Genomic DNA, 26,707 nt, shown 5'->3' with positions numbered 1-26,707 from the left:
GCTTAAGGTCCAGGTTAGAACAGATCGATCGGCGCCGCCTCATCCGCCGGCAACGGGCTGCCCGGTACGACGCCGTTGCCCAGCTCATTGACCGACGGCGGCGTGTCTTCGCTCTTGAACAGTTCGAAGTACGCATTCGGCGTGCTCGGCGAGGCCGCACGGCCACTGACCGGGTCGATCCGCAGGCTGAGGATGCCTTCCGGCTCCGGTTGGGTGTGCAGCGGCTTGTCCTTCAAGGCCGCGCCCATGTAGCTCATCCAGATCGGTAGCGCTACGGTACCGCCGAACTCGCGGCGGCCAAGGCTTTCCGGCTGGTCATAGCCGGTCCACACGGTGGTCACGTAGTCGGCGTTATAGCCCGAGAACCAGGCATCCTTGGATTCGTTGGTGGTACCGGTCTTGCCCGCGATGTCCGCGCGCCCCAAGGCCAGGGCGCGACGGCCGGTGCCTTTCTTGATTACGTCTTCCAGGATGCTGTTGAGGATATAGGTGGTACGGCCATCCACAATGCGCTCGGCCACGGCGGGTGCCTGCGGTTCGGTTGCAGCGGGATTGGTGGCTGGCGCGGTTCCTGGGGTCGGCTCGACGGTGATACCGCCATTGCCTGGCGCCGCCAGGCCATCCGTCGCAGCGATGCCGTTGACCACATCACCCGGCACGCGTGGCGGGTTGGCGGTGAACAGGGTGTCGCCGTTGCGGCTTTCGATCTTGTCGATCAGGTACGGCGCGATCTTGTAGCCGCCGTTGGCAAAGGTGCTCCAGCCGGTGGCGATTTCCATCGGCGTGAGGGTCGCGGTACCCAAGGCCAGGGACAGGTTCGGCGGCAGGTCCGATTTGTTGAAGCCAAAGCGCGTGATGTAGTCGATGGTCTTGCCGACACCCATCGCCTGCAGCAGGCGGATCGACACCAGGTTGCGTGACTTGTACAGCGCCTCACGGATACGGATAGGGCCAAGGAAAGTGTTGGTGTCGTTCTTCGGGCGCCAGACTTTGTCCAGGTACTCGTCGACGAACACGATGGGTGCATCGTTGACCAGGCTGGCGGCGGTGTAGCCGTTATCCAGGGCGGCGCTGTAGATGAACGGCTTGAAGCTCGAGCCCGGCTGGCGCTTGGCCTGGGTGGCCCGGTTGTAGTTGCTCTGCTCGAACGCGAAGCCACCCACCAGGGCGCGGATTGCACCGTTCTGCGGGTCCAGCGATACCAGTGCGCCCTGGGCCAGCGGCACCTGGCTGAATTTCAGGCTGTCGTCCTTCTGGCGTTGCACGCGGATCAGGTCGCCCACTTGCGCGACATCCGACGGTTGCTTCGGCATCGGGCCCATGCTGTTGGTGTTCAGGAACGGGCGCGCCCATTTCATGCTGTCCCAGGCCACGTGGGCTTCGCCGGTGCGGGTCAGTACCTGCACGCCATCTTTCTTCACCTGGGTGACGATGGCCGGCTCCAGGCCGCTGATGGCACGCTGTTTGCCCAGCTCGGCCGTCCAGGCGCTCAGGGTCTTACCTGGCAGGCGCGACTCAGGGCCTCGGTAGCCGTGGCGCTGGTCGTAGGTGATCAGGCCGGAATGCACGGAGTCATTGGCGATCTCCTGCAAGTCGCTCGGAACCGTCGTGGTCACGCGGAAGCCTTCGGTGTAGGCCTCGCTGCCGTAACGGCCGACCATCTCGGCGCGCGCCATTTCAGCGATATACGGGGCATTCACTTCCGGCGTCGGCACGTGGTAGCTGGCGTTCAATGGCTCGGCCACCGCACTCTCATAGGCGGCCTGGTCGATCTTGCCCAGCTTGTACATGCGCCCCAGGATCCAGTCGCGGCGCTCCTTGCTGCGCGCCGGGTTGGCCAGGGGGTTGAAGCGCGAAGGGGCCTTGGGCAGGCCGGCAATCATCGCCATCTGCGCCAGGCTGGCGTCACGAATAGACTTGCCGTAGTAGACCTGGGAGGCCGCCTCGATTCCGTAGGCACGGTTGCCCAGGTAGATCTTGTTGACGTACAGCTCGAGGATCTCGTCCTTGGTCAGCTGACGTTCGATCTGCAATGCCAGCAGGATTTCAGTGGCTTTGCGGGAAAAACTGCGCTCGCTGGTGAGGAAGAAGTTTTTCGCCACCTGCATGGTGATGGTGCTGCCGCCGGATTGAATGTGTCCGCTTTTTACCAGTTGCGTGGCCGCACGCACCAGGCTGCTGGGGTCGACGCCATAGTGGTTGGCAAAATTATCATCTTCGGCCGACAGCAATGCGCTGATGAAATTAGGTGGAATGTCGGCAAAACGGATCGGTGTGCGGCGCATTTCGCCGAACTCCGCGATCAGCTTTTCATCGCTGCTGTAGACCCGCAAAGGAATCTGCAACTGGATACTTCTGAGGGCCTCTACGGAGGGTAAACCCGGACTAAGGTAGAGGTAGGCCCCGCTGAGTACGAGCAGCAGCCCGCAGACGATCGCGACAATGGAGTACCCGAAAAACTTCAGCAGACGGATCAAGGCTTTTGGATTTCCAGAGAAAAGAATGGGTTACGCGTCGGGGCATGCATGGCAAACGATGGATCGACCCGAGCTGCGGATAAAAAGCGGGGAAAAACGCTGGGCATTAAAGCATTTTTCGCCTTGGGGCGTCATTCGCGCCGGCTCAACAAGTCGACCGAATGCAGGGCTTCCGGCGGCAATCAGGCGTTAAGACAGGCAAAGCTTTGGGGAGTTTTATGGGAAAGGGATTTTTCAGGCGCAAAGTCGACACCGTCCTTGGCGTCGACATCAATGAGGCAGGGATCAGGCTGGTAGAGCTGAACTGTTCAGCCAACCGTTACACCGTGCAGGGCTACGCCACACAGGCGCTGCCGGCCCAGGCGGTGGTCGACGGCGTCTGGCTGGACCTGGAAGGCATAGGCCATGTGCTGTACACGGCGCTGTCCCGGCTGCGCACGTCGGCCAGGCAGGCGGCGGTCGCCGTTTCCGGTCCTTCGGTCATTACACGGGTCATTGAAATGCAGGCGGGGCTTGGCGACGACGAAATGGCCCGGAGGATCCAGGTGGAGGCAGAGCAATACATTCCCTACCCGCTGGACGAGGTGGCGCTGGACTTTCAGGTCCAGGGGCCGTCGACGCAGGATCCCGCGCGGGTCGAGGTGTTGCTGGCGGCGTGTTTGAAGGAGCACGTCGAGGTTCGTGAAGCCGTGTTGGCCCTGGCGGGGCTGGTGCCCAGGGTGGTGGATGTCGAAGGGTTTGCATTGGCGCGCGCTTGCCGTCAGGATTTCGCCAGCTTCACGCCGGGTCATCGAGTCGATGGTGCACAGTGGATCGTGGATGCCCCTGGGATGGGAGTCGCTTGCGGGTTGGCCCTGAGGAGTTTCGCTGGATGACACGAATCAATCTTTTGCCTTGGCGCCAGGCGCTGGCGGAGCGCAGGCGTAAATATTTCCTGATACTGCTGGTGGCGTTTGCCTGTGTCGCGCTCGCGACGGTGTGGCTGGCGGACCAGGTGATCGACCAGGCGATCGACCGGCAGGTGACGCGAAACGATCATGTGCGCAAGGACGTCGGCGTCCTGGACTCGCGCATCCAGACCATTGACGACCTCCAGGTGCAAAGCCAGCAACTGGCGGAGCGCATGAAAGTCGTGCAGGACCTGCACGATAATCGCTCCGCCGGTGCACAGCTGCTGGATCAGTTGGCCCGTGCGGTGCCCGACGGTGTGCATTTGCATGAGGTCGTGGCGAAAGGCGATACGGTGAGTATCAGCGGCAGTGCTGAGTCCAGCCAGGATATTGCCCAACTGATGCGCCGCCTGGAGGCATCCGAAGGCGCCCACGCCACTCGCCTGCAGCATGTACGAACCGAAGGCGCTCGCGGCAACACTGAATTCCAGTTGATGGTGCGCCAGGGAGAATCTTCCGAGGCCCAGCCATGAGCCGGCCCAGGCTCGAATTTTCCGCGCTGACTCACAATGCTGCCAAATGGCCCTTACCTGGCAGGATCTTGCTGGGCTGTGCGCTGGCCGGCGTGGTGCTGTTGGTGGGCGACTTTGTGTGCCTCAGCCCGTCGCGGGAGCGCTTGCGCGAGGTCCAGGTGCAGGAAGTGAGCTTGCAGCAGCAACTTGCGGAAAAAGCCGTCCTGGCTGCGGACCTTGAAGAGCGGGCTCGCCAGGTCCAGCTTATGCAGGAAAAGGTCAGCGGGCTTTTGCAGCAAATGCCCGAAGAGTCCGAAATGCCCGGCTTTCTTGAGGACATCGCCAGGATGGCGCTGGCCAACGGTTTGGTGATTGAGAGCGTCACTCCGCTGGATAAGCTGTCTAGGCCGTTCTATCACGAACAGCCCGTTCGCATCGGCGCCACCGGTACCTATCACGACCTGGCGACCTTTGTGAGTGCCCTGGGCGGCCTTTCGCGAATCGCCACGGCGCACGACATCGCCATGCGACGTGATGGCAAACTGCTGCACCTTGATCTGCTGGCCAAGACTTATTGGCATGAGCGAAAAGGCATCAAGCGGGACGCGGCTGTCATGCAAGGGCCACCCTTTGTATACGGTGCTTCTGGTATTCGTGACCCGTTCCAGCCCATTGCCCTGCAAGTCGACCGCGCGCCAGGGCGGACGGCCGCTGCGCCGGACCTCGCTCGCCCGCGGGAAGCCTTGGAAGGCCACCCAGTGGATCAGTTCGAGATGGTCGGCACGTTGTCCCGTGGGGCACAGACCTTCGCCTTGCTGCGCCAGGCCTCGACCGTGCATCGCCTGGCAGTCGGCGACTATCTGGGGCCGGACCATGGTCGAGTTACAGCGATTCATGACGGCCATATCGAACTGGTCGAGTTATTTCCCGATGAACAGGGGGGATGGTTGGAGCGCCCGCGAACCCTCGTGCTAAACGTCAACTCATAACGGAATCAAACAATGAAAAGGACTTTCTCGTCCTTCGGTGTGGCGCTATGGATAGCGTTCACGGCACCGATGGCTGCTGCTGTGCCCAATCGTGTGGACCTGATCCAGCTACCGCCTCCCGGCAGCGCGGATTCGGGCGCCTATAGCGGTGACAAGCTGAACCTCAACTTCCAGGACATCGGTCTGCGCGCTGCCTTGCAGCAAATCGCCGACGTGGCGGGCCTCAATCTGGTGGTCGGCGATGACGTACAGGGCTCTATCACCCTGCGGCTCAAAGACGTGCCCTGGGATCAGGCGCTGGACCTGGTGCTGCAAACCAAAGGCTTGGATAAACGGATAAAGGCTGGTGTCCTGCTGGTGGCGCCGGCCGAGGAGTTGGCTGCACGGGAACTGCTGGCGCTGGAGTCGCGCAAGCAGATGGCTGACCTGGCGCCGCTGCGCCGTGAGCTACTGCAAGTCAACCATGCCAAGGCGGCAGACCTGGCCAAGCTGTTTCAGTCGGTGAGCGGCTTTGAAGGCACGACCGATGAACGTGGCTCAGTGGCAGTGGATGACCGCACCAATAACATCATTGCCTACCAGACCGGCGAGCGCCTGGAAGAGTTGCGGCGGATCGTGGCGCAACTGGATGTGCCGGTGCGCCAGGTGATGATCGAAGCGCGGATTGTCGAGGCCAATGTCGACTACGACAAAAGCCTGGGCGCACGCTGGGGTGGGCGGCTCACTCGCGGGAATTGGGCGGCCGGGGGGATCCAGAAGCCTTTGCCGGACGGTGCCCAGGCGCCGGAAAACGTGCCCAGCTCGCCATTTGTCGACTTGGGTTCACTCACGGGTACATCGGGCCTGGGCATCGCCTTTATCACCGATAACCTCCTGCTGGACCTGGAACTGACCGCCATGGAGAAAACCGGCAATGGCGAAATCGTCTCGCAGCCCAAGGTGGTCACTTCCGACAAGGAAACCGCGCGCATTCTGAAGGGCACCGAAATTCCCTATCAGGAATCCACCTCCCAGGGTGCTACCTCGGTGTCGTTCAAGGAGGCGTCCCTGTCGTTGGAGGTCACGCCGCAGATCACCCCCGATGACCATGTGATCATGGTGGTCAAGGTCACCAAGGATGAGCCCGACTATCTCAACAAACTCAACGACGTACCGCCGATCAAGAAAAACGAGGTGAATGCCAAGGTGCTGGTCAAGGATGGCGAAACCATCGTCATCGGCGGGGTTTTCTCCAATACCCAAAGCAAAGTGGTAGATAAAGTGCCATTTTTGGGCGATGTGCCGTATCTTGGCCGCCTTTTCCGGCGCGATGTGCTGGCGGAGAAAAAATCCGAGCTGCTGGTATTCCTGACTCCGCGTATTATGAATAACCAGGCGATTGCTGTGAGTCGTTGATTCTGTGCGAAATTTGATTCTTGTAGGACCGATGGGGGCTGGAAAAAGCACCATCGGCCGATTGCTGGCCAAAGAGCTGCGCCTGCCATTCAAAGATTCCGACAAGGAAATTGAATTGCGCACGGGTGCCAATATCCCATGGATCTTCGATAAGGAAGGCGAGCTGGGCTTTCGCGACCGCGAGCAGGCGATGATTGCCGAGCTGTGCGGCTGCGATGGCGTGGTATTGGCCACCGGCGGCGGCGCGGTGATGCGCGATGAAAATCGGCGGGCGCTGCATGCCGGTGGTCGGGTGGTCTATCTCCATGCGTCGGTCGAGCAGCAGGTGGGGCGTACCGCCCGTGATCGCAATCGTCCTTTGCTGCGCACGGCGAACCCGGAAAAAACCTTGCGCGACCTGCTTGCGCTGCGCGATCCGCTGTATCGGGAAATCGCCGATCTGGTGGTGGAAACCGATGAGCGGCCGCCTCGGATGGTGGTTCTCGACATTCTTGAGCGCCTGCAACGGCTGCCACCCCGTTAAAGCCAGGCCCGAAATGCGCTATTCTCGGCGGCGCGCTATCACCCTGCGGGGTGTGGCGTAGAGCCATCAGGCAACGTCAGATCTCGACGTTACCGGTCGTCAATACATCTTCAACGCGGGGACACATGCAGACACTTAAGGTCGATCTAGGCGAGCGCAGCTACCCGATCCATATTGGCGAAGGTCTGCTGGACCAGCCCGAATTGCTGGCCCCGCACATTGCCGGGCGGCAAGTGGCGATCATCTCCAATGAAACGGTCGCGCCGCTGTATCTTGAGCGTCTGAGCCGCAGCCTGGCGGCGTACTCAGTGATCTCCGTGATTTTGCCCGATGGCGAAGCCCACAAGAACTGGGAAACCCTGCAACTGATCTTTGATGGCCTGCTGACCGCACGCCATGACCGCCGAACCACCGTGATTGCCCTGGGCGGCGGTGTGATCGGCGACATGGCCGGCTTTGCGGCGGCCTGCTACCAGCGCGGCGTGGACTTTATCCAGGTGCCGACCACCCTGTTGTCCCAGGTCGATTCGTCGGTGGGCGGCAAGACCGGCATCAATCACCCCCTGGGCAAAAACATGGTCGGCGCGTTCTACCAGCCCCAGGCCGTGCTGATCGACACCGCGACCCTCAACACCTTGCCACCGCGGGAGCTGTCGGCGGGCCTGGCGGAGGTCATCAAGTACGGGTTGATCTGCGACGAACCCTTCCTGGCCTGGCTGGAAGAACATGTGGACGCCCTGCGCGCACTCGACCAGGTGGCGCTCACCGAGGCGATTTCCCGCTCCTGCGCCGCCAAGGCGTTGGTGGTGAACGCAGACGAACGGGAGTCCGGTGTGCGGGCCACCTTGAACCTGGGCCACACCTTCGGCCATGCGATCGAAACCCGCATGGGCTATGGTGTGTGGTTGCATGGAGAGGCTGTAGCGGCTGGCACAGTGATGGCATTGGAGATGTCGCAACGTCTGGGCTGGATCAGCGCCCAGGAGCGTGATCGCGGTATTCGCCTGTTCCAGCGTGCCGGTTTGCCGGTTATCCCGCCGGAAGAGATGACCGAGGCGGACTTCCTCGAACATATGGCAATAGACAAGAAAGTGATCGACGGTCGCCTGCGATTGGTGCTGTTGCGCCATATGGGCGAAGCGGTAGTGACCGACGATTATCCGAAAGAGATTTTACAGGCCACGCTGGGAGCGGATTACCGCGCCCTGGCTCAGCTGAAAGGTTAATAAGATCCCGATGACTAGTTTGCATGCCGACGAGGCGTTCCTCGGCCATTACCAGTTAAGCCACGACCCTTTTGCTCCACGGGTGCCTGGTTTCAAATTTTTCCCGGCCCAGCGCAAGCCGGTGCTGGGGCAACTGCACCATCTCGCGCGCTACAGCCAGCTGCTGCTGGTTGTCACGGGCCCGTTGGGCAGCGGCAAGACCTTGCTGCGCCAGGCCCTGGTGGCCAGTACCAACAAACAGTCCGTACAGAGCGTGGTGGTGTCGGCCCGTGGTGCCGGTGATGCGGCGGGCGTGCTGCGTCAGGTAGCCCAGGCGCTGGATGTCGCCACTGCCGAGCCGAATGCGATTCTCAAGCAGGTGGTGCAACTGGGTCTGACCGGCCAGGAAGTCTACCTGCTGGTGGATGACGCCGAGCAGCTCGACGAATCCGCCCTGGAAGCGCTGCTGGCGCTGGCGGCGGGCACGCCGGAAGGTCGCCCCCATGTGTTCCTGTTCGGTGAATCGTCGTTGATCGCCGATCTGGAGCAGATCAGCGGTGATCAGGAGCTGTTCCACGTTATCGAACTGCAACCGTACGAAGAGGACGAAACCCGGGAATACCTGGCTCAGCGCCTCGAAGGCGCAGGGCAGGGCATCGAACTTTTCTCCGCTGCGCAGATCTCTGATATTCACGAAAGCTCCGACGGCTGGCCTGGCACCATCAACCAGGTCGCCCGCGATGCCATGATCGAAGCCATGATTGCCAGCCGCTCTGCGGTCAAGCGTCCAAAGATGGGGTTCACTATGCCTAAGAAGCACGTATTGGCAATTTCCGCCGTTGTCGTGGTTGCTGTTGCCGCCGCCTGGTTGATTCCGGGTCGCAGCAAGGCACCGACTACCGCCGGTGCGCCAACCGAACAGGCGCAGTTGCCACTGGGCAAGCCCACGCCGAATGTCGAGTTCGCCAATTCCGGTCAGCCGACCAACCTGCCGATGGTGGGCCAGCCGGTGATGCGTGGCCCGCTCGCCGAAGAAGCCGGTGGTATCTCCGAAGGCGACGACGGCGTGCCGGTGGAAGGCTCCAGCGCCACACCGCCGACCGTGACCACTACTGCACCACCTGCGGGCGTTCCCGCAGGTACGCCAGCGACACCTGTGGCGCCAGCCGCCAAGCCGACCCCGGCGCCGACCGTTGCCACAGCCAAGCCTGCGGCGCCAGTGGCGAAGCCGGCTCCGGCGCCAGTCGCCAAACCGGCCGAAAAGCCGGCAGCCACCGTCGCCAAGGCCGGCAGCAGCTGGTACAGCAGCCAGCCCACCGGCAACTTTGTCGTGCAGATCCTCGGCACCAGCTCCGAAGCCAACGCCCAGGCGTTCGTGAAAGAGCAGGGCGGCGAATACCGTTATTTCAAGAAAGTGCTCAACGGCAAGCCTCTCTACGTGATCACCTACGGCAGCTTCCCAAGCCGTGCCGCAGCTGATTCCGCCATCAAAGCCTTGCCAGCGAAGGTTCAGGCTGGTAAACCTTGGCCTCGCACTGTCGCCAGCGTTCAACAAGAACTGGCAGCAACTCGCTGAAGATCCGGCGGCCTTACCCAGGCCGCCCTCCCGGCACCTCAAAAAAGATCGCAAGGCGTGCAGCCCCTCCAGGCCGCGCGCTTTGTGGTGTCTGCGTTACAGTAGCTTTTGAGTCGTAGCGGTCAGAATTAAAAAAGTTTTGACTAGCACAGCATATCGCTTTAAACCTTTCATAAATGCGACATAGATTTGCGACATTTCGTCGCTAAATTTGTGAGCGTTCGTGTCGGTGTGTACAATGACCTCCCTTTTGCCCCCGCTAAGCCGGCGTACGTTCGGCGTGGAAGGTAACCGGTTGAATTGAAAAGAAATTTGCCTCGATATAAGAGGCAGCCTGGTGAGAAAGTGTCTATGAAAGCAGGTCTGTACCAACCCGATGAATTCAAGGATAACTGCGGTTTCGGCCTGATAGCCCATATGCAGGGCGAGCCCAGTCATACCCTTTTGCAAACGGCCATCGAGGCCCTGACCTGCATGACCCACCGCGGTGGGATCAACGCCGACGGCAAGACCGGTGACGGTTGCGGCTTGCTGATTCAAAAGCCCGACCAATTCCTGCGCGCGGTCGCCAAAGAGCATTTCGCGGTCGACCTGCCCAAGCAGTACGCCGTGGGCATGGTGTTTTTCAACCAGGACCCGGTCAAAGCCGAAGCCGCTCGCGAGAACATGAACCGCGAGATCGTCGCTGCCGGCCTGCAGCTGGTGGGCTGGCGCAAAGTGCCGATCGACACCAGCGTGCTCGGCCGCCTGGCCCTGGAGCGCCTGCCGCAGATCGAGCAAGTGTTCATCGCAGGCGACAGCCTGAGCGACCAGGACATGGCGATCAAGCTGTTCACCTCCCGTCGTCGCTCGTCCGTGGCCAACGCCGCCGATGCCGACCACTACATCTGCAGCTTTTCCCACAAGACCATCATTTATAAAGGCCTGATGATGCCGGCGGACTTGACCGCCTTCTATCCAGACCTGAGCGATGAGCGCCTGCAAACCGCCATTTGCGTGTTCCACCAGCGCTTCTCCACCAACACCCTGCCGAAATGGCCGCTGGCCCAGCCATTCCGCTTCCTCGCCCACAACGGCGAGATCAACACCATCACCGGCAACCGCAACTGGGCCGTGGCCCGTCGCACCAAGTTCGCCAACGATTTGATGGACCTGGAAGAGCTCGGCCCGCTGGTCAACCGCGTGGGCTCCGACTCCTCCAGCATGGACAACATGCTCGAACTGATGGTCACCGGCGGCATCGACCTGTTCCGTGGCGTGCGCATGATCATTCCGCCTGCGTGGCAGAACGTCGAGACCATGGACCCGGATCTGCGTGCATTCTACGAGTACAACTCGATGCACATGGAACCGTGGGACGGCCCGGCCGGCGTGGTCATGACCGACGGTCGCTACGCGGTGTGCCTGCTCGACCGTAACGGTCTGCGCCCGGCCCGCTGGGTCACGACCACTAACGGTTTCATCACCCTGGCCTCGGAAATCGGCGTGTGGGACTACAAGCCGGAAGACGTGATCGCCAAAGGCCGTGTAGGCCCTGGGCAGATCCTCGCCGTGGACACCGAAACCGGCCAGATCCTCGACACCGATGCCATCGACAATCGCTTGAAGTCCCGTCACCCGTACAAGCAATGGCTGCGCAAGAACGCCCTGCGCATCCAGGCGACCATGGAAGACAACGACCACGGTTCGGCGTTCTACGACATCGACCAGCTCAAGCAGTACATGAAGATGTACCAGGTCACGTTCGAAGAGCGCGACCAGGTGCTGCGCCCGCTCGGCGAGCAAGGCTACGAGGCGGTCGGCTCCATGGGCGATGACACGCCGATGGCCGTCCTGTCCCAGCGCGTGCGCACGCCGTACGACTATTTCCGCCAGCAGTTCGCCCAGGTGACCAACCCACCGATCGACCCGCTGCGCGAAGCCATCGTGATGTCCCTGGAAGTCTGCCTCGGTGCCGAGCGCAACATCTTCCAGGAATCGCCTGAGCACGCCTCCCGCGTGATCCTCAGCTCGCCGGTCGTTTCCCCGGCCAAGTGGCGTTCGCTGATGACCCTGGAGCGCCCGGGTTTCGACCGCCAGATCATCGACCTGAACTACGACGAGAGCCTCGGCCTTGAAGCCGCTGTGCGCAACGTCGCCGACCAGGCCGAAGAAGCCGTGCGCGCCGGGCGTACCCAGATCGTGCTGACCGACCGTCATATCGCTCCAGGCAAGTTGCCGATCCACGCGTCCCTGGCCACCGGCGCGGTGCACCACCGCCTGACCGAAAAAGGCCTGCGCTGCGACTCCAACATCCTCGTGGAAACCGCCACCGCCCGCGACCCGCACCACTTTGCGGTATTGATCGGCTTCGGCGCCTCGGCGGTGTACCCGTTCCTCGCTTATGAAGTGCTGGGTGACCTGATCCGTACCGGTGAAGTCCTGGGCGACCTCTACGAGGTGTTCAAGAACTACCGCAAGGGCATCACCAAGGGCCTGCTGAAGATCCTGTCGAAGATGGGCATCTCCACCGTCACCTCCTACCGTGGCGCGCAGCTGTTCGAAGCCATCGGCCTGTCGGAAGAAGTTTGCGAGCTGAGCTTCCGTGGTGTGCCGAGCCGTATCAAGGGCGCGCGGTTCGTCGACATCGAAGCCGAACAGAAAGCCCTGGCCGCCGAAGCCTGGAGCGCGCGCAAGCCGATCCAGCAAGGTGGCCTGCTCAAGTTCGTGCACGGTGGCGAATACCACGCCTACAACCCGGACGTGGTGAGCACCCTGCAAGCCGCCGTGCAGCAGGGCGACTACGCGAAGTTCAAGGAATATACCGCGCTGGTGGATAACCGCCCGGTGTCGATGATCCGCGACCTGTTCAAGGTGAAGACCCTGGATACGCCGCTGGCTATCAGCGAAATCGAACCGCTGGAATCGATCCTCAAGCGCTTCGACTCTGCCGGTATTTCCCTCGGCGCCTTGTCGCCTGAGGCCCACGAAGCCCTGGCCGAAGCCATGAACCGCCTGGGCGCGCGTTCCAACTCCGGTGAAGGCGGTGAAGACCCGGCGCGCTACGGCACGATCAAGAGTTCGAAAATCAAGCAGGTTGCCACTGGCCGTTTCGGTGTGACCCCGGAATACCTGGTCAACGCCGAAGTGCTGCAGATCAAGGTGGCCCAGGGCGCCAAGCCCGGTGAGGGCGGCCAGCTGCCGGGCGGCAAGGTCAATGGCCTGATCGCCAAGCTGCGTTATGCGGTACCGGGCGTGACCCTGATTTCGCCCCCGCCGCACCACGACATCTACTCGATTGAAGATTTGTCGCAGCTGATTTTCGACCTGAAACAAGTCAATCCGCAGGCCCTGGTCTCGGTGAAACTGGTCGCAGAAGCGGGCGTCGGTACCATCGCCGCCGGCGTGGCCAAGGCCTATGCCGACCTGATCACCATCTCCGGCTACGACGGCGGCACCGGCGCATCGCCGCTGACCTCGATCAAGTACGCCGGCGCACCGTGGGAACTGGGCCTGGCGGAAACCCACCAGACCCTGCGCGGCAACGACCTGCGCGGCAAAGTGCGGGTGCAGACCGACGGTGGCCTGAAAACCGGCCTCGACGTGATCAAGGCCGCGATCCTCGGCGCCGAGAGCTTCGGCTTCGGCACCGCGCCGATGATCGCCCTGGGCTGCAAATACCTGCGCATCTGCCACCTGAACAACTGCGCCACCGGCGTCGCCACTCAGAACGAGAAGCTGCGCAAGGATCACTACATCGGCACCGTCGACATGGTGGTGAATTTCTTCACCTACGTCGCCGAAGAAACCCGTGAGTGGCTGGCCAAGCTGGGCGTGCGTTCGCTGGAAGAGCTGATCGGTCGCACCGATCTGCTGGACATCCTCGAAGGCCAGACCGCCAAGCAACAGCACCTGGACCTGACGCCGTTGTTGGGCAGCGATCACATCCCTGCAGACAAGCCACAATTCTGCCAGGTGGATCGCAACCCGCCGTTCGACAAAGGCCTGCTGGCCGAGAAAATGGTCGAGATGGCCGGTTCCTCGATCAACGACGCCATTGGTGGCGAATTCGCCCTGGATATCTGCAACTGCGACCGTTCCATCGGCGCACGCATCTCCGGCGAAATCGCGCGCAAGCACGGCAACCAGGGCATGGCCAAGGCGCCCATCACGTTCCGCTTCAAGGGCACTGCGGGCCAGAGCTTCGGCGTGTGGAACGCCGGCGGCCTGCACATGTACCTGGAAGGCGACGCCAACGACTACGTAGGCAAGGGCATGACCGGCGGCAAGCTGGTCATCGTTCCGCCCAAAGGCAGCGTCTACAAGACCCAGGACAGTGCCATCATCGGCAACACCTGCCTGTACGGTGCCACCGGTGGCAAGCTGTTCGCCGCCGGTACGGCCGGTGAGCGTTTCGCCGTGCGTAACTCCGGTGCCCACACCGTGGTGGAAGGCACTGGGGATCACTGCTGCGAGTACATGACCGGGGGCTTTGTCGCGGTACTGGGCAAGACCGGTTACAACTTCGGTTCGGGCATGACCGGCGGTTTCGCCTACGTGCTCGACCAGGACAACACCTTCGTCGACAAGGTCAACCACGAGTTGGTCGAGATCCAGCGGATCAGCGGCGAAGCCATGGAATCCTACCGGAACCACTTGCAGCACGTGCTGGACGAGTACGTCGAGGAGACCGGCAGCGAATGGGGGCGTAACCTCGCTGAAAACCTCGATGATTACCTGCGTCGTTTCTGGCTGGTCAAGCCCAAGGCTGCCAACCTGAAATCGTTGCTTTCCAGCATCCGTGCCAACCCGCAGTGATATGCGCCTGAAGAGTTTGATGAGGTTTTAACATGGCTGAACGTCTGAATAACGACTTCCAGTTCATCGATGTCGGGCGCAAAGATCCGAAGAAGAAACTGTTGCGTCAACGCAAGAAAGAGTTCGTGGAAATCTACGAGCCCTTCAAACCCCAGCATTCGGCCGATCAGGCCCACCGCTGCCTGGGTTGCGGTAACCCGTATTGTGAATGGAAGTGCCCGGTGCACAACTTCATTCCCAACTGGCTCAAGCTGGTGGCCGAGGGCAACATCCTCGCCGCCGCCGAGCTGTCCCACCAGACCAACACCCTGCCGGAAGTCTGCGGCCGGGTGTGCCCGCAGGACCGTCTGTGCGAGGGTGCCTGCACCCTGAACGACGGTTTCGGCGCGGTGACCATCGGTTCGGTGGAGAAGTACATCACAGATACCGCGTTCGCCATGGGCTGGCGTCCGGACATGTCCAAGGTCAAGCCGACCGGCAAGCGTGTCGCGATCATCGGTGCGGGCCCGGCGGGCCTGGGCTGTGCCGACGTGCTGGTGCGCGGCGGCGTGACCCCGGTGGTGTTCGACAAGAACCCGGAAATCGGCGGCCTGCTGACCTTCGGCATCCCCGAGTTCAAGCTGGAAAAGACCGTGTTGAGCAATCGCCGCGAAGTCTTCACCGGCATGGGCATCGAGTTCCGCCTGAACACGGAGATCGGCAAAGACGTGACCATGGAGCAGCTGCTCGCCGAATACGATGCCGTGTTCATGGGCATGGGCACCTACACCTACATGAAGGGCGGCTTTGCCGGTGAGGACCTGCCGGGCGTTTACGACGCGTTGGACTTCCTGATCGCCAACGTCAACCGCAACCTGGGCTTTGAAAAGTCGCCGGAAGATTTCGTCGACATGAAGGGAAAGAAGGTCGTGGTCCTCGGCGGCGGCGACACCGCGATGGACTGCAACCGTACCTCGATCCGCCAGGGCGCCAAGTCGGTGACCTGTGCGTATCGTCGTGACGAAGCCAACATGCCCGGCTCGCGCAAAGAGGTGAAGAACGCCAAGGAAGAAGGCGTGAAATTCCTCTACAACCGCCAGCCGATCGCCATCGTCGGTGAAGACCGCGTCGAAGGCGTGAAGGTGGTCGAGACCCGTCTCGGCGAACCGGACGCCCGTGGCCGCCGCAGCCCCGAGCCGATCCCGGGCTCCGAAGAGATCATCCCGGCCGACGCCGTGGTCATCGCCTTCGGTTTCCGCCCAAGCCCGGCGCCGTGGTTCGAGCAGTTCGAGATCCAGACCGACAGCCAGGGCCGCGTTGTCGCCCCGGAACAAGGCCAGTACAAGCACCAGACCAGCAACCCGAAAATCTTCGCCGGTGGCGACATGGTGCGCGGCTCTGACCTGGTGGTGACGGCGATCTTCGAAGGCCGCAATGCCGCCGAAGGGATCCTGGACTACCTGCAAGTCTGACCCTGATCCCAGGCTGAAAGGGGATCAAAATGTGGGAGGGGCTTGCTGTGGTGAGCGGGCTTGTCCCGCGCCGGGCTGCGAAGCAGCCCCTTTGATCTGCGGTGAACCCGACGGGGGGCAAGCCCCCTCACCACAGCTAGCTACCGCGACAAATTGACCCGATAGACAAAAGGCACCGCTCTTGCCGTGCCTTTTGCGTCGCGCTCTGAGAAAATGCCCGCACTTTTTTTGCGGATGCCGACATGACTGCCCTCAAGAACGACCGTTTCCTTCGTGCCCTGCTCAAGCAACCCGTGGACGTCACCCCTGTGTGGATGATGCGCCAGGCCGGTCGCTACCTGCCGGAATACCGCGCCAGTCGCGCCCACGCTGGCGACTTCATGAGCCTGTGCATGAACCCGGAGTTCGCCTGCGAAGTCACGCTGCAGCCACTGGATCGCTACCCGCAACTGGATGCGGCCATCCTCTTCTCCGACATCCTCACCATCCCCGACGCCATGGGCCAAGGCCTGTACTTCGAGACCGGCGAAGGCCCGCGTTTCAAGAAAGTCATCAGCACCCTGGCCGATATCGAAGCCCTGCCGATCCCCGATCCGCACAAAGACCTCGGCTACGTGATGGACGCCGTCAGCACCATCCGCCGCGAGCTGAACGGCCGCGTGCCGCTGATCGGCTTCTCCGGCAGCCCATGGACCCTGGCCACCTATATGGTCGAAGGCGGCTCGTCGAAAGACTTCCGCAAGACCAAGGCCATGCTCTACGACAACCCGCAAGCCATGCACCTGCTGCTGGACAAGCTGGCCCAGTCGGTCACTTCCTACCTCAACGGCCAGATCATGGCCGGAGCCCAAGCGGTACAGATTTTCGATACCTGGGGTGGCAACCTGTCGGCGGCGGCGTACCAGGAATTCTCCCTGGCCTACATGCGCAAGATCGTCAGCGGCCTGATCCGTGAACACGAAGGCCGTAAAGTGCCGGTCATCCTGTTCACCAAGGGCGGTGGCCTGTGGCTTGAAAGCATCGCCGACGCTGGCGCGGATGCACTGGGCCTGGATTGGACCTGCGATATCGGCGAAGCCCGTCGTCGTGTCGGTGGCAAGGTCGCGCTGCAAGGCAACATGGACCCGACCGTGCTGTACGCCAAGCCGGAAGCGATCCGCACCGAAGTCGGCCGCATCCTGGCCAGCTACGGTACAGGCAGTGGCCACGTGTTCAACCTCGGCCATGGCATCACTCCGGAAGTGAACCCGGACCATGCGGGTGCCTTCCTGCAGGCCGTGCACGAGCTGTCAGCGCAATACCACCCGTAATACTCCCGCCTGAATCGGATCCCCCTTTGCCTGGCGAAGGGGGATTCGCTGCGTTTCAGCGTTCGTTAAGTCCTGCCTTGGTAATGTGGATGCTTTGGGATTTCTCCTACAGCCTCCGGTAACTTGCCTCGGTAAAAATCCTACCCGACTCTTCCTCTCGCCAGTGCATGGCGTTCATTGTCAGGTGATCTCAGGATGAACACTTCAGCGTATTCAACGAGCCAGAAACTGCTGCATTGGGTTTCGGCTGTCATTATTGTGTGGGCGTTATTGTCGGGTTTTTTCGTGGCTGTATTCAGCGTGCCCGCCTCGGTCAAGGCGTGGGTGGCGTTCTTCAATGTGTCGCTGACCACTGTCTATATTCCGGTGTTTGTCTTGCGGGTCTATTGTTCCTTTGCCCACGGCATGGACTTTTCCGTCAAGCGAACACCGCAGGAATACCTGGCGTTGCTGGTTCACAAGGCCATGTACCTGGTGCTCGCCGTGGTGTTGGCGACCGGCGTGCTGATGATGGATCGCCCGATCAATATCTTTAACCTGCTCTCCATCGCCCCCCTCGACCACGACCCGGTCCGCATCGCCCTGTATACCCGTGTGCATGTGCTCTCGTGTGTGGGGTTGCTGCTGATGCTGGTCCTGCATATCGGCGCCGTAGTCATGCATGAGCGCCGGGGCAAGCGGGTGATGGCGCGGATGTTGTTCAAGGCGCCGGTTGTTCAAGGGGCGGTCAGCGGCGGCAACTTCGCCAACTTTAACGCCACCAGCAACGCACCCATCAACAGCGCCACGATAAACGCGCCGATGCCGTTCCATCCGCCGAAGTGCCAGAAGAATCCGCCCGCTGTCCCGGCGATGCTTGAGCCTACGTAATAGCAAAACAGATACAGCGACGACGCCTGCCCCTTGGCTTTCACCGCGCGGCGCCCGATCCAGCTGCTGGCCACCGAGTGGGCGCCAAAGAAGCCGAAGGTGAAGATCAACATGCCCGGCACCACCAGCCACAGTGGGGTGAACAGGGTCAGGGCCATGCCGGCGAGCATCAGCACGATGGTGGCCCAGAGCACGCGGCGACGGCCGAGGCGGTCGGCCAGGGAGCCGATTTTTGCCGAGCTGTAGATGCCCGAGAGGTATACCAGCGACAGCAGGCCCACCACGGCCTGGCTCAGGTCATAGGGGGCGGCCAGCAGGCGATAGCCGATGTAGTTGAACATCGTCACGAATGCGCCCATCAGCAGGAAGGCTTCAAGGAACAGCCACGGCAGGCCGGCATCCTTGAAATGCATGACGAAGCCATCCACCAGGCTGCGCGGCTTGAGGCTGCTGGCGCGGAAGTTGCGCGATTCGGGGAGGATCTTCCAGAACACCGTGGCGGCAATCAGCGCCAGGGCGCCGATGATCAGCATTGCGGTGTGCCAGCTGACGAAGTCGATCAGTACACCGATGATCAGGCGTCCGCTCATGCCCCCGATGGCGTTGCCGCCGATGTACAGGCCCATGGCCAGGCCGATGTGCTGGGGGTGGATTTCTTCGCTCAGGTACGTCATCGCCACGGCAGCCAGTCCGCTCAAGGACAGGCCTACCAGCGCACGCATCAGCAGAATCCCTTCCCAGGACGGCATCAGGCCGCTGGCGATGGTCGCCAGCGCGGCGCAAAACAACGCGGCGACCATCACCGGCTTGCGGCCCAGGGTGTCGGAAATCGGCCCGGTAATCAGCAAACCCAGCGCCAGCATCGCCGTGGCCACTGAGAGGATCAGACTGCTCTGCGCCGCATTGATCGAAAACTCGTGGGACAGCGCCGGCATCATCGGCTGTACGCAATACAGCAGGGCGAACGTGGCGAAGCCGCCGGAGAACAGCGCCAGCACCGTGCGCATGAACATCGGCGTGCCTTTTTCGATGTACGCGTCATTGAGCTGCGCCACCACCTCATCCAGGGCGGTGGGCGGGACTTCTTGGGCGAATGGAGCGACAGCAGATTTCACGGAGACCTCGGGGAGGAAAAGCCTGCCAGGACTGGCAATGCAAAAAAGAATATAGCTGGCTAATGATTCTTTCCAATATATTGTTCGACCCGTTTGATAGCTTTTACGACCTAATGAGGCTGGCATGGAACTACGTCACCTGCGGTACTTCATTGCCGTTGCCGAAGAACTGCACTTCGGCCGCGCCGCGCAGGTGCTGGGCATCTCGCAACCGCCGTTGAGCCAGCAGATCCAGGCGCTGGAGCAGGAGGTGGGGGCTCGGTTATTCGAGCGGACCAATCGTCGGGTCGAACTGAGCGAGGCCGGACGCCTGTTCCTGCACGAGGCGCGACTGGTACTGGCCCAGGTCGACAAGGCGGCGGATGTGGCCCGTCGCGCGCAGTTGGGGGAGCTGGGCGAGCTGAAGATCGGCTTCACCTCGTCGGCGCCGTTCAACTCCACGATTCCGCAGGCGATCTTCGCGTTTCGCCAAGCCTTCCCGGCGGTGCACCTGAACCTGCAGGAAATGAGCAGCACCGAAGTGGCCGAATCGCTGGTGGATGAGTCGATCCAGGTTGGGCTGATGCGTCCGCTGCCGCTGCCGGATTCATTGACCGTCATCGAGCTGATGCGTGAACCGCTGGTCGCTGTGTTGAATGCCGGTCATCCGTTGGTGGAGGGCAGTGAGAGCGGCCTGCACTTGGCGCAACTGGCGCAGGAGCCGTTTGTGTTTTTTCCGCGCACTTACGGCAGTGGCCTGTATGCCCAACTGCTGAACCTGGCCCGCGATGCCGGCTTCAGCCCGCACTTCGCCCAGGAAGCGGGGGAGGCGATGACCATTATCGGTTTGGTGGCGGCGGGGTTGGGGGTGTCGGTGTTGCCGGCGTCATACCAACGGATACGGATCGATGGCGTGGTGTATCGCACCTTGTTGGATCAGGAGGCGGTGACGGCGGTATGGCTGGTGCAGCGCAAAGGCGCACAAACGCCGATGGCGAAGGCGTTTGTGGAGTTATTGACGCGCAAGGCGGTGCAATAACTCACTGTGAACGGGCTCGCCACAGCGGTTGTGCCTGGCTTTGGTTTTACTTCGACGTTCCCGTCTGCTCGAACAACTGCGCCGCCGACCCTGCCTCACCACTCACGCCATTGCTGCGCAATCCCGCCATGATGTCGCTGTCCAGGTTGTTCACCCAACGGTTGTAGTTGCGATGGATCTTGCCGTCCTTGTAGCCCAGTTGGCGGCTGTCGCGGTAGGTGATGGCGTAGCTGTTGCGGGTGTAGCGGATGTCGATGGCCGCGTAGTACTGATTGCGCACGGTGATCTCGGCCTGCACCAGTTGCGGGCTCAGGCGTTGCACCGTCCATTCGCGTTTTTGCAGGGCGTTGACGATCACCGTTTTCATTTTCTCTTCACTGAGCTGGGCGTCGGCTGGCAGGTCGTGCTGGGTGTTGAGGATCGGTTTGCTGGTACAGCCGGCGGTGGTCAGCAGGGCCAGGGTGATCAGCGTAGCGCGTAGCAAGGAAGACATTCCGTATTCTCCAATCGATTAAAAAGTCAGGACCAGCGGCGGAAGATCAGCGACGTATTGACGCCGCCAAAGGCAAAGTTGTTGTTCATCACGTAGTCGTGGTGCATCTCGCGGAATTCACCCTGCAGGTAATCCAGCTCGCCGCATTGCGGGTCGACGGAGTCCAGGTTGAAGGTGTGCACGTATTGGTCGCGGTTCATCATCTCGATGCTGAACCACGATTCCAGTGCACCGCAGGCGCCCAAGGTGTGGCCGAGGAAGCTTTTCTGCGAGCTGATGGGCATGCGGCTGCCGAACAGGCTGCTGGTGGCCTGGGTTTCGGCGATATCGCCCTGGTCGGTGGCGGTGCCGTGGCCGTTGACGTAGCCGATGGCGGCCGGCTCCAGGCCCGCATCTTCCAGGGCCAGCTCCATGGCGCGGCGCATGGTTTTCTGTTCCGGGCGCGTGGTGTGCTGGCCGTCGGCATTGCTGCCGAAGCCGACGATCTCGGCATGGATATGCGCGCCCCGCGCCAGTGCGTGTTCCAGCTCTTCGAGCACCAGCATGCCGCCGCCTTCGCCGATCACCAGGCCATCGCGGCCGCTGTCGTAGGGGCGTGGGCTGGTCTGCGGCGCGTCGTTCTTCAGGCTGGTGGCATACAGCGCGTCGAACACCATGGCTTCGGTGGGGCACAGCTCCTCGGCGCCGCCGGCGAGCATCAATGGCAGGCGGCCGAACTTGATCGCTTCATAGGCATAGCCGATGCCCTGGCTGCCGCTGGTGCACGCGCTGGACGTGGGGATCAGCCGCCCGGTGAGGCCAAAGAAGATGCTGATATTCGCCGCCGTGGTGTGGGGCATCATCCGCACATAGGAGTTGGCATTGAGCCCCTCGGCCACCGAGTTCAGCAGCATATTGCCGAAGGCCTTGATCTCATCGGTACTGCCGGTGGACGAGCCACAGGCCACGCCCATGCGCCCGTCCTTGATCGACTCGTCACCGAGCAAGCCCGCGTCCTGCAACGCCTGCTCCGCGGCCCACACCGCCAGGCGCGAGACGCGGCCCATGCTGCGCAGCTGCTTGCGCGTCCAATGGGCGGGCACGACGAAATCATCGACCGGCCCGGCCAGGCGCGTGTTCAATTCGGTAAAACGCTCCCACTCGTCCATGCGTCGGATGCCGCTGCGGTTGGCGCGGAAGTTGGCGGCGATGGTGTCCCAGTCGCTGCCCAGGGAGGTCACGCCGGCCATGCCGGTGACGACGACGCGTTTCATCAGCACAGGCCTCCATTCACGGCCAGGACCTGGCGCGTGATATAGCCGGCTTCGGCCGACATGAGGAAATTCACTGCACCGGCGACTTCTTCCGGGGTGCCCATGCGTTGTGCCGGGATCATCTTCATCAGTTCTTCCACCGGTACGTTTTCATCCAGCATGGCGGTGTCGATCAGGCCGGGGGCGACGCAGTTGACGGTGATCTTGCGCTTGCCCAGTTCGATGGCGAGGGCCTTGGCCGCACCGATCAGGCCGGCCTTGGAGGCACTGTAGTTGACCTGGCCACGGTTGCCGATCAACCCGGAGACCGAGGTGATGCACACGATACGCCCGGCTGCGCGACGACGAATCATCGGCATCATCACCGGGTGCAGCACGTTGTAGAAACCATCCAGGTTGGTGCGCATCACCACGTCCCAATCGTCTTCCGACAGGGCCGGGAAGGCGCCGTCGCGGGTCAGGCCGGCGTTGAGCACCACGCCGTAATAAGCACCGTGTTGCTCAACATCGGCTTCAAGGATCTGCTTGCACGCGGCGCGGTCCGCCACATCGAATTGCAGCACCCGCGCCTGGCGGCCCAGGGCCTCGATCTCGACCTGTACCGCGCAGGCTTCGGCCCGACCGCTGCGGCAATGCAGCACGATGTCATGCCCGGCCTGGGCCAGGCGCAGGGCAATGGCGCGGCCGATGCCACGGCTGGAGCCGGTGACCAGTACGGGTTCAGTCATGGCGTTTCGTCCTTCGATTCATCTAAATAGTTGGCCGCCTGGGGCGGTCGAAATACGTTCAAGCGCGCACTGGCCTGGATACCGCTACCGGTGAGGTGGCATTCGAACACACCCATGCCGTTGTCGTCTTCCAGGGAACGCAGGCCGTGGATGTTCAACTCGGCGCCGGCCGGGAAGTGTTCCACGTTGCACTCGAACTTGCGTGTGCCGAGCAGGAAGCCCAGTTCCACCGCTTCACCCTTTTGACGGGCGCGGCAGCCGGCGTAGGCGGCGACGCTCTGCGCCATCAACTCGACGCCGACCCAGGCCGGCAGGCTGCCGTCAGGGCGGTTGAACAGGCCGCCGGGCTTGACGGTGAGGCGGGTGTGAATCTGCTCTTCATCGAACGACAGCACCTGGTCGATCAGGATCATGTCGCCCGCGTGGGGCAGCAGTTCGGCGAGTGGCCAATCGGTCATGGGGCCTCTCCGATTATCAGGCTGACATTGTTGCCGCCGAAGGCAAACGAGTTGCTCATCAGGCAGCGTTTTTCCAAGGTGTCCCCCGCCTGCGCCCATTGCAGGGCGGGCAGCGCGGGGTCGGCCTGGCCGTCCCACACATGGGGCGGCACCCGGCCATGGGCCAGGCTCAGCCAGCAGAACGCGGCTTCCAGCGCGCCGGCCGCGCCCAGGGTGTGGCCGCTCATGGGTTTGGTCGACGAGCAGGCCACGCCGTCGGGGAACAGGCTGGCGACGGCCAGGCTTTCCATGGCGTCGTTGTGTTGGGTGGCGGTGCCGTGCAGGTTCAGGTAGCCGATCTGCCCGGGCTGCACGTTCGCGCTGGCCAGGGCCTTGCGCATCGCCTGCAACGCGCCTTTGCCGGTGGGTTCCGGCGCGGAGATATGGTGCGCATCGCAACTCGCCCCGCTGCCGAGCAGGGCGATCGCCGCAGGCGTTTTAGTCATCAGGAACAGCACCGCCGCTTCGCCGATATTGATGCCGTTGCGGTTCACCGAAAACGGGTTGCAGCGTTCATTGGACACGGCTTCCAACGCGCCGAACCCATTGAGGGTCAGCTTGCACAGGCTGTCGACGCCGCCGCAGAGCACCGCGTCGCACACTCCCAGGTCGAGCAGGCGTTGTGCGCTCATCAAGGCCCGGGCGCTGGATGTGCAGGCGGTGGAAATCACATAGGCCGGGCCGCTCAGTTGCAGCCAGTCGGCGAGAAAATTCGCCGGGGCGCTGAGTTCCTGTTGCTGGTAGTCGTAGTCGCTGGGGAAGTGCTGATCGCGCAGGTACTGGGCGATTCCACGGCTGGCTTCGTCGATGCCCGAGGTGCTGGTGCCGAGCACGACCCCGACCCGCGAGGCGCCATAGCGGTGGATCGCCTGGCGAATCTCGCCCTCGATCTGCAGCGCCGCCTCCAGCAGCAGTTGGTTATTGCGGCTGCTTTGCTGGCCGAGTTCCACCGGGATGGTCACCAGCTCGCCGTGCACACTGCCTACCGGCAGCGTGCGCTCCGGCACCCAGCCGCTTTCGGCACGCATCCCCGAGCAGTCGCCGGCAAACAGGCTGCGACTGACGGCGGCCTGGCCACGGCCAAGGGCGCAAATCACGCCGAGGGCATTGAGGTAGGCGCTCATCGGGCGGCACCGAGTGGCGTGATGCGGTAGCTCAAGGGCTGGTCGCTCATGTTCACACTGAAGACTTCTGACGATTGGTAGACGATCTGCCAATGGCCCGGCAGGGTCCGCGTGAGGTCCATCGCCTGGGCGCCGGGGTAGAGCGCGCGTACGTCATCGGCCGAGGCCAAGGCAAACAACAGTGCGGCAAACAGCTCGCGCGCCTGGGGATTGGGCGGCAACAGACCGTCGGCCTGCCACTGGCCATCGATCAGTTTTTGCCGGGCCTGGGGAATGCCCAGGGGGTCCATCATCGACCAGCGGATTGCGCCGCCTTCGCGTTGGATCACCAGCAGCCAGTCCTGGCTCTGGCCGTCCGCCAGGCGCTGCACATGCAGCTGTAGCGGCAAGGCCAGGGCCGGGTTTTTTTCAGGCAGCGGCGCCTGGCTGGCGCAGGCGCTCAGCAGCAACAGGCAACCGATCAACAGGCTGCGCATCATGGTGTGGCGCTCGCCAGGGGTTTGCGCGCCACGCAGTTGACCAGGGTTTCCTCACGCTGGCCCACCGGCGGCGGGGTACGCAGGCCCCAGCGCTCCAGCAGGCCGAAGTCGCGGGAACGGCTCCACCACAGGTAGGGGTACGAAACGTTCTGCGGGCCGAACTCAAAGCCCTGCTCGCGGAGCATCTGCAGGTACTCTTCGGCGCTTTTCTGCACATGCATGGGATGGCGGAACAGCCAGCGAATGACCCAGGTGTCGATATAGGCTTCGGTGGATTCGGCAAACAGCAAGTAACCGCCCGGCTTGAGCACCCGGTAGAACTCCTTGAGTGCGCGATGCTGTTCAACCAGGTGATGGAAGGTCTGGTGGCAGAACAGGATGTCGACGCTGGCGTCCGGCACATCGAGGGTGGCGCAGTCGCTGCCGATCAATTCGATGGCCAGGCCCTGGCGCGCGGCTTCGGCCTTGCTCAGTTCCAGGCTGTGGGGGTCGGCATCCAGGCCGATCAGGCGCGCGGGGGCAAACACCTGCTGCAAGTACTGGAATGACTTGCCCTGGCCGCAACCGGCGTCCAGCAGCACCGGCGCCTGGGGCAACGGGTCGGTGAACAGGCCGCGCAGGTCGTTGATTGCCACGCGCAATACATGGTGCTGCCAGGTATGGCTGCGCAGGAACCAGAAGCCGAAGCGGGTTTCTTCGACGTAGTTTTTACTCAGGTATTGAGACGTCATACCGGTTCACTCGCGCAAATTTCCGACAACATCCGCAAGCGCCGCTTGGGCTCGCTGACAAACGGGTTGCGTTCGTCCCACGCGTAACCTGCGAGGATCGAACTGATCATCCGCCGAATGTCCGGTGAGCTGCCGGGGTGGAAGATCACATCCTGGAAGGTGCCTGCATACCAGCCTTCGACGTAGCAGCGGAAGGTGTCGACACCGCGCTTGAGCGGCTCGGCAAACTCGGTTTGCCAGTCCACGGTCTCGCCTTTGAGCTGACGGTGCAGCACGCCGGCGGCCATGCTCGCCGAGCGCATGGCGATGGTCACGCCGGAGGAGAACACCGGGTCGAGGAATTCCGCCGCATTGCCCAGCAGCGCAAAGCCGGGGCCGTGCAGGGTTTTGACGTTGGCCGAGTAGCCGCCGATGGTGCGCGCGGGGGTATCCCACACAGCGTGGCGCAGTACACCGGACAGGCTTGGGGTTTCATCGATAAAACCCCGCAGGCAAGCGTCGAGGTCGCTGTCGCGGCCGTCGAAATGCTCCTTGGCCGCGACCACGCCGACCGAGCAACGACCGTTGCTGAACGGGATGGTCCAGAACCAGATATCGCGTTTCGTAGGGTGCGTGGTGACCAGGATCTTGGTGCGATCGAAGCCTGGGTGTTCGATGCGGTCTTCAACGTGGGTGAACACCGCCTGGCGCAGCGGGAAATTCGACGGCGCCTCCAGGTCGAGCAGGCGCGGCAGCACGCGGCCGTAGCCGCTGGCATCAAGCACGAACTTGGCCTTGATGTGGTACTCGCTGCCGTTCTCGCGGCGCACATGCAGGTAGCGGCACTCACCGGAGAAATCCACGCCGACGATGGTTTCGCCGTAGCGGATGTCGACGCCTTGCTGGGCGGCCTGATCGGCCAGCAACTTGTCGAACTCGCCGCGCTGCACCTGGAAGGTAGTGGGCTTGCCGTTGCTGAAGGTGTCACCGAAATCGAACGCGCTGTAACGCTCGCCCCAGGCAAACGCGGCACCGGTTTTTACCTGGAATCCCGCCGCCTGCACGGCGTCGAGCATGCCGGCCTCTTCGATGAAGTCGATGCAGTGCGACAGCAGGCTTTCGCCGATCGAGAAGCGCGGAAAATGCTGGCGCTCGATGATCAATACATCATGCCCTTTGCGTTTAAGCAGTGCGGCGGCAATCGCGCCGGATGGCCCGGCACCAATCACCACGACCTGGCGACGTTCCATTTCAACTATGGGCACGAGGGCTCCTTGCCGCTTTGGCGATAACTA

At 62.4% G+C, this 26,707-nt stretch carries 20 protein-coding genes and 2 pseudogenes; 12 read left to right on the top strand and 10 right to left on the bottom strand.

The genetic code is table 11. The features are described from left to right. Positions 1-14: 14 nt before the first annotated feature. Complete coding sequence (locus tag AC07OP_RS13875) at positions 15-2,474, bottom strand: penicillin-binding protein 1A (RefSeq protein ID WP_495101411.1); 2,460 nt, start codon at positions 2,472-2,474, stop codon at positions 15-17. Positions 2,475-2,695: 221 nt separating this feature from the next. On the opposite strand from AC07OP_RS13875, the gene pilM reads away from it, so the two are divergent. From pilM to AC07OP_RS13820, 11 genes and pseudogenes are all read left to right on the top strand, one after another. After that, positions 2,696-3,352: a type IV pilus biogenesis protein PilM gene (gene pilM, locus AC07OP_RS13870; protein WP_495101376.1), complete on the top strand. Its 657-nt coding sequence runs from the start codon at positions 2,696-2,698 to the stop codon at positions 3,350-3,352. Beyond that, positions 3,349-3,900 (top strand): PilN domain-containing protein, encoded by a 552-nt coding sequence (locus AC07OP_RS13865; RefSeq protein WP_092489395.1) that lies wholly within the window; start codon positions 3,349-3,351, stop codon positions 3,898-3,900. Before pilM ends, AC07OP_RS13865 begins: the two co-directional genes overlap by 4 nt. After that, positions 3,897-4,868 carry a pilus assembly protein PilP gene (locus AC07OP_RS13860; protein WP_495101375.1) on the top strand — a complete coding sequence of 324 codons (972 nt, stop codon included), beginning with the start codon at positions 3,897-3,899 and terminating at the stop codon, positions 4,866-4,868. Before AC07OP_RS13865 ends, AC07OP_RS13860 begins: the two co-directional genes overlap by 4 nt. A gap of 129 nt (positions 4,869-4,997) precedes the next feature. Further along, a pseudogene (locus tag AC07OP_RS13855) lies at positions 4,998-6,263 on the top strand (type IV pilus secretin PilQ); the annotation flags it as partial. Positions 6,264-6,267: 4 nt separating this feature from the next. Further along, entirely contained in the window at positions 6,268-6,786 is a 519-nt protein-coding gene (gene aroK / locus AC07OP_RS13850; protein ID WP_003171222.1) for a shikimate kinase AroK, read from the top strand. Positions 6,787-6,911: 125 nt separating this feature from the next. Beyond that, positions 6,912-8,012, top strand: coding sequence for a 3-dehydroquinate synthase (gene aroB, locus AC07OP_RS13845; protein WP_495101374.1), 1,101 nt, complete (start codon positions 6,912-6,914; stop codon positions 8,010-8,012). A 10-nt stretch (positions 8,013-8,022) separates the two neighbouring features. Then, positions 8,023-9,567: an SPOR domain-containing protein gene (locus AC07OP_RS13840; RefSeq protein WP_115486467.1), complete on the top strand. Its 1,545-nt coding sequence runs from the start codon at positions 8,023-8,025 to the stop codon at positions 9,565-9,567. 351 nt (positions 9,568-9,918) lie between these two features. Further along, entirely contained in the window at positions 9,919-14,364 is a 4,446-nt protein-coding gene (gene gltB, locus AC07OP_RS13835; protein WP_495101373.1) for a glutamate synthase large subunit, read from the top strand. Positions 14,365-14,396: 32 nt separating this feature from the next. After that, complete coding sequence (locus AC07OP_RS13830) at positions 14,397-15,815, top strand: FAD-dependent oxidoreductase (RefSeq protein WP_027605000.1); 1,419 nt, start codon at positions 14,397-14,399, stop codon at positions 15,813-15,815. A 242-nt stretch (positions 15,816-16,057) separates the two neighbouring features. Further along, entirely contained in the window at positions 16,058-17,125 is a 1,068-nt protein-coding gene (gene hemE / locus AC07OP_RS13825) for a uroporphyrinogen decarboxylase (RefSeq protein WP_027604999.1), read from the top strand. Between the two features lie 195 nt (positions 17,126-17,320). Beyond that, positions 17,321-17,815: pseudogene (locus AC07OP_RS13820) on the top strand (cytochrome b/b6 domain-containing protein); the annotation flags it as partial. A 26-nt stretch (positions 17,816-17,841) separates the two neighbouring features. Here AC07OP_RS13820 and AC07OP_RS13815 read toward each other — a convergent pair. Then, positions 17,842-19,062, bottom strand: a complete 1,221-nt coding sequence (locus tag AC07OP_RS13815; RefSeq protein ID WP_495101410.1) for an MFS transporter — start codon at positions 19,060-19,062, stop codon at positions 17,842-17,844. 172 nt (positions 19,063-19,234) lie between these two features. Here AC07OP_RS13815 and AC07OP_RS13810 point away from each other — a divergent pair, with 172 nt between their 5' ends. Then, the gene (locus tag AC07OP_RS13810) at positions 19,235-20,128 is read left to right on the top strand and encodes a LysR family transcriptional regulator (protein WP_115486461.1); all 894 of its coding nucleotides are present in this window, start codon (positions 19,235-19,237) and stop codon (positions 20,126-20,128) included. A 46-nt stretch (positions 20,129-20,174) separates the two neighbouring features. Here AC07OP_RS13810 and AC07OP_RS13805 read toward each other — a convergent pair whose 3' ends face one another. The 8 genes from AC07OP_RS13805 to AC07OP_RS13770 are packed head-to-tail and all read right to left on the bottom strand — an operon-like array spanning position 20,175 to position 26,677. Continuing rightward, on the bottom strand, positions 20,175-20,621 hold the full coding sequence (locus AC07OP_RS13805; protein WP_115486460.1) for a hypothetical protein: 447 nt from the start codon (positions 20,619-20,621) through the stop codon (positions 20,175-20,177). Positions 20,622-20,647: 26 nt separating this feature from the next. After that, positions 20,648-21,874 (bottom strand): beta-ketoacyl-ACP synthase, encoded by a 1,227-nt coding sequence (locus tag AC07OP_RS13800; protein WP_027604993.1) that lies wholly within the window; start codon positions 21,872-21,874, stop codon positions 20,648-20,650. Continuing rightward, on the bottom strand, positions 21,874-22,602 hold the full coding sequence (gene fabG, locus AC07OP_RS13795) for a 3-oxoacyl-ACP reductase FabG (protein WP_253493007.1): 729 nt from the start codon (positions 22,600-22,602) through the stop codon (positions 21,874-21,876). Before fabG ends, AC07OP_RS13800 begins: the two co-directional genes overlap by 1 nt. Further along, complete coding sequence (locus AC07OP_RS13790; protein ID WP_027604991.1) at positions 22,599-23,060, bottom strand: hotdog family protein; 462 nt, start codon at positions 23,058-23,060, stop codon at positions 22,599-22,601. Before AC07OP_RS13790 ends, fabG begins: the two co-directional genes overlap by 4 nt. After that, on the bottom strand, positions 23,057-24,223 hold the full coding sequence (locus AC07OP_RS13785; protein ID WP_495101372.1) for a beta-ketoacyl-[acyl-carrier-protein] synthase family protein: 1,167 nt from the start codon (positions 24,221-24,223) through the stop codon (positions 23,057-23,059). The genes AC07OP_RS13790 and AC07OP_RS13785 overlap by 4 nt, the downstream gene beginning before the upstream one ends. Beyond that, positions 24,220-24,702, bottom strand: coding sequence for a hypothetical protein (locus AC07OP_RS13780; protein ID WP_495101371.1), 483 nt, complete (start codon positions 24,700-24,702; stop codon positions 24,220-24,222). Before AC07OP_RS13780 ends, AC07OP_RS13785 begins: the two co-directional genes overlap by 4 nt. Continuing rightward, positions 24,699-25,433, bottom strand: a complete 735-nt coding sequence (locus AC07OP_RS13775; protein WP_495101370.1) for a class I SAM-dependent methyltransferase — start codon at positions 25,431-25,433, stop codon at positions 24,699-24,701. The genes AC07OP_RS13780 and AC07OP_RS13775 overlap by 4 nt, the downstream gene beginning before the upstream one ends. Beyond that, positions 25,430-26,677: an NAD(P)/FAD-dependent oxidoreductase gene (locus AC07OP_RS13770; RefSeq protein ID WP_141156547.1), complete on the bottom strand. Its 1,248-nt coding sequence runs from the start codon at positions 26,675-26,677 to the stop codon at positions 25,430-25,432. The genes AC07OP_RS13775 and AC07OP_RS13770 overlap by 4 nt, the downstream gene beginning before the upstream one ends. Between the last annotated feature and the right edge of the window lie 30 nt (positions 26,678-26,707).

The sequence above is a fragment of the Pseudomonas sp. GW821-FHT09D08 genome (assembly GCF_059416305.1).
The sequence above is the reverse complement of the archived record's forward strand: the minus strand, read 5'-3'. Positions and strand labels throughout refer to the sequence as shown.

What these genes read in the sequence shown, in the direction of transcription:
- AC07OP_RS13840 (WP_115486467.1), top strand. Translation starts at nt 8,023, where the DNA reads ATGACTAGTTTGCATGCCGACGAGGCGTTCCTCGGCCATTACCAGTTA.
- pilM (WP_495101376.1), top strand. Translation starts at nt 2,696, where the DNA reads ATGGGAAAGGGATTTTTCAGGCGCAAAGTCGACACCGTCCTTGGCGTC.
- gltB (WP_495101373.1), top strand. Translation starts at nt 9,919, where the DNA reads ATGAAAGCAGGTCTGTACCAACCCGATGAATTCAAGGATAACTGCGGT.
- AC07OP_RS13805 (WP_115486460.1), bottom strand. Translation starts at nt 20,621, where the DNA reads ATGTCTTCCTTGCTACGCGCTACGCTGATCACCCTGGCCCTGCTGACC.
- AC07OP_RS13790 (WP_027604991.1), bottom strand. Translation starts at nt 23,060, where the DNA reads ATGACCGATTGGCCACTCGCCGAACTGCTGCCCCACGCGGGCGACATG.
- AC07OP_RS13780 (WP_495101371.1), bottom strand. Translation starts at nt 24,702, where the DNA reads ATGATGCGCAGCCTGTTGATCGGTTGCCTGTTGCTGCTGAGCGCCTGC.
- AC07OP_RS13810 (WP_115486461.1), top strand. Translation starts at nt 19,235, where the DNA reads ATGGAACTACGTCACCTGCGGTACTTCATTGCCGTTGCCGAAGAACTG.
- fabG (WP_253493007.1), bottom strand. Translation starts at nt 22,602, where the DNA reads ATGACTGAACCCGTACTGGTCACCGGCTCCAGCCGTGGCATCGGCCGC.
- AC07OP_RS13865 (WP_092489395.1), top strand. Translation starts at nt 3,349, where the DNA reads ATGACACGAATCAATCTTTTGCCTTGGCGCCAGGCGCTGGCGGAGCGC.
- AC07OP_RS13775 (WP_495101370.1), bottom strand. Translation starts at nt 25,433, where the DNA reads ATGACGTCTCAATACCTGAGTAAAAACTACGTCGAAGAAACCCGCTTC.
- AC07OP_RS13830 (WP_027605000.1), top strand. Translation starts at nt 14,397, where the DNA reads ATGGCTGAACGTCTGAATAACGACTTCCAGTTCATCGATGTCGGGCGC.
- AC07OP_RS13860 (WP_495101375.1), top strand. Translation starts at nt 3,897, where the DNA reads ATGAGCCGGCCCAGGCTCGAATTTTCCGCGCTGACTCACAATGCTGCC.
- AC07OP_RS13800 (WP_027604993.1), bottom strand. Translation starts at nt 21,874, where the DNA reads ATGAAACGCGTCGTCGTCACCGGCATGGCCGGCGTGACCTCCCTGGGC.
- hemE (WP_027604999.1), top strand. Translation starts at nt 16,058, where the DNA reads ATGACTGCCCTCAAGAACGACCGTTTCCTTCGTGCCCTGCTCAAGCAA.
- AC07OP_RS13785 (WP_495101372.1), bottom strand. Translation starts at nt 24,223, where the DNA reads ATGAGCGCCTACCTCAATGCCCTCGGCGTGATTTGCGCCCTTGGCCGT.
- aroB (WP_495101374.1), top strand. Translation starts at nt 6,912, where the DNA reads ATGCAGACACTTAAGGTCGATCTAGGCGAGCGCAGCTACCCGATCCAT.